The organism is Vibrio sp. 10N.222.48.A3 (assembly GCF_041475345.1).
In the GTDB taxonomy this organism is placed as follows: domain Bacteria; phylum Pseudomonadota; class Gammaproteobacteria; order Enterobacterales; family Vibrionaceae; genus Vibrio; species Vibrio tasmaniensis_A.
In genome coordinates this window covers 1-2,397 of the sequence record NZ_JBFRVX010000607.1, presented here as the reverse complement: position 1 = coordinate 2,397, position 2,397 = coordinate 1, and the positions used below count along the sequence as shown (strand labels likewise).

Below are 2,397 nucleotides of genomic sequence, written 5' to 3'. Positions count from 1 at the left end.
GTATAAGAGACAGATAACAGAGTCACCTTCTGCGATAGGGCGCATGCCTTCTTTCAATTCACGTACGAAGAATTCATTGAATGTCTTAAAGTGTTTTGGATCGCTATGCAGAGCTTCATCCATGTTCACTTTGTTTTGCTTGATGAACCAGTTAATGATCGCTGTCGTTAAACCACCCGCTTTAGCAGACGCCAGTTTACCAACTAAACGAGTCAGGCCATGTTGTGGGATCCAGTACTGCAATCCAACTTTAATCTTATCCATTGTATTAATTTTCCAATGCTAATTGTTTTTCAATTAAATCTGTCGATGACGGTTTAGGGCGCGAGATGTTACTTAAGTTCGCGCCAATTGTCAGTAAATGCACACATTTGTTCACAAAAACGCGATTAGAGATCGGCTTTCTTGCTTCGTGAGTACTGACGGTTATCTTTGTTGTCAGCCATTGTTTCAATAATGCGATGGTAGCTAGCAAAACGTAAGCGGCTAATTTTTCCGTCTTCAACGGCTTCACGTAGAAGACATCCTGGGTCGTCATTGTGTTTACAGTCGCGGAACTTACAGCCACCTAGGTATGGCTTGAATTCAATGAAAGCATCTGTGACTTCATCGGGTTCTAAATGCCATAAGCCGAATTCACGTACCCCTGGGGAATCGATAAGATCACCACCAGAAGGGAAGTGATACAAACGCGCTGCTGTGGTGGTGTGTTGACCCAGTCCTGAGTTTTCAGAAACTGCGCCTTCTTCAATGTCCAATGTTGGCATCAGTGCATTCACTACGCTGGATTTACCTACACCAGATTGACCAACGAAAATGTTGATACGATCTTTCAGTTCAGCTTCCAACTCTTTGATGCCGTAACCCGACTCTTTACTCACGAACATGACTTTATAGCCGATTTTCTCGTATATCTTCAGTGTTTCGCGGTATTCGCTAATTTGTTGTTCTGTCAGCAAGTCAACTTTATTGAGTACAACTAAAGGGGCGATATTCACCGTTTCAGAGGCGATCAAGTAGCGGTCGATGATATTAAGTGATAGCTCTGGTAGTACAGCTGAAACGATAACCATTTGGTCTACGTTTGCGGCAACCGGTTTGAGGCCGTCATAGTAGTCAGGGCGAGTTAGCATTGACGTTCTTGGCTCAACGGCTTCGACAACACCTGAGATGCCAGCCATGGATTCTAAGCCTGCACGCCAAGTTACTCGGTCACCAGAAACTAAAGTCTCAATACTACGGCGTAAGTTACAACGGTGAACTTCGTTGGTTTCAAGATCTTCGATATCGGCATGTTGACCAAAGCGCGTAATCACGAGTCCGCTTTTTGTTCCGCCAAGCATGTTCTCGTCCCATTGGATAGAATCTTCTTTCTTGAGTCGCTTGTTCTGGTTGCTACGTACGCGACGTACCTGACCTTTGGTTAACTTCTTTTTTTTAGCCACAATTTTTCACTTAACACATCTAACTTGATGATTGGGAACTCAAACAGGATGTTGCTACTGCCATATGATTTCGATGGCTCTAAAGCTAGTTTGAGTATAGTTATTTGGGTATAGTACCTCTTTTATACATAAACAAATAGGCGACGCCTTATGTCCTTTAGCGATCAGAACCTTATTTGGGTTGATCTCGAGATGACAGGACTTGATCCTGAAACTCATAAAATCATTGAAATTGCTACTATCGTTACTGATAGTGAGCTTAATATCCTGGCTGAAGGACCTGTTTTGGCTATTCACCAACCTCAGAGTGAATTGGACAAGATGGACGAGTGGTGCACAACGACTCACACCGGTAGTGGCCTAGTGAAACGAATTCAAGACAGTACAGTTTCAGAGCAAGATGCCATTCAACAAACGATTGAGTTTCTGGAAAAATGGGTACCAAAAGGTAAGTCACCAATTTGTGGCAACAGCATTGGTCAAGATCGCCGATTCTTATACAAGCATATGCCAGAGCTGGAAGAGTACTTCCACTACCGTTATGTTGATGTTAGCACCCTAAAAGAGCTGACTCGCCGTTGGAAGCCTGAAGTGTTAGATGGTTTTTCTAAGTCGGGAAGCCACCTTGCATTAGACGATATTCGAGAGTCTATTGCTGAGCTGCAGTACTATCGAAAAACGATTATTAACATCTAATCAGATCAAATGTTCACGTTTATCTAACTTTTCAGGGACATAAGAGCTATTTTTTTTGCAAATATGTGTGCTTTTACAGCAGTTGAGTAAAAACTTGCTGATTTTTGCATTAAGGACTTGCATCACAAAAAAATGCTCTTATAATTCGCAGCCCTGAACGGCGAAAGACGTTTTCAGTTTGCGATACTAGCTCAGTTGGTAGAGCGCAACCTTGCCAAGGTTGAGGTCATCGGTTCGAACCCGATGTATCGCTCCA

At 43.0% G+C, this 2,397-nt stretch carries 2 protein-coding genes, 1 tRNA gene and 1 pseudogene; 2 read left to right on the top strand and 2 right to left on the bottom strand.

Annotated features, from left to right (window positions below):
* Both AB4653_RS16975 and rsgA read right to left on the bottom strand, forming a co-directional pair.
* Positions 1 to 264: pseudogene (locus AB4653_RS16975) on the bottom strand (phosphatidylserine decarboxylase); the annotation flags it as partial.
* Positions 265 to 389: 125 nt separating this feature from the next.
* Positions 390 to 1,445, bottom strand: a complete 1,056-nt coding sequence (rsgA, locus tag AB4653_RS16970; protein WP_012603102.1) for a small ribosomal subunit biogenesis GTPase RsgA — start codon at positions 1,443 to 1,445, stop codon at positions 390 to 392.
* A gap of 150 nt (positions 1,446 to 1,595) precedes the next feature.
* On the opposite strand from rsgA, the gene orn reads away from it, so the two are divergent.
* Together orn and AB4653_RS16960 are read left to right on the top strand one after the other, a co-directional pair.
* Positions 1,596 to 2,141, top strand: coding sequence for an oligoribonuclease (gene orn, locus AB4653_RS16965; protein WP_012603103.1), 546 nt, complete (start codon positions 1,596 to 1,598; stop codon positions 2,139 to 2,141).
* 180 nt (positions 2,142 to 2,321) lie between these two features.
* Positions 2,322 to 2,397: transfer RNA gene (locus AB4653_RS16960), tRNA-Gly, on the top strand.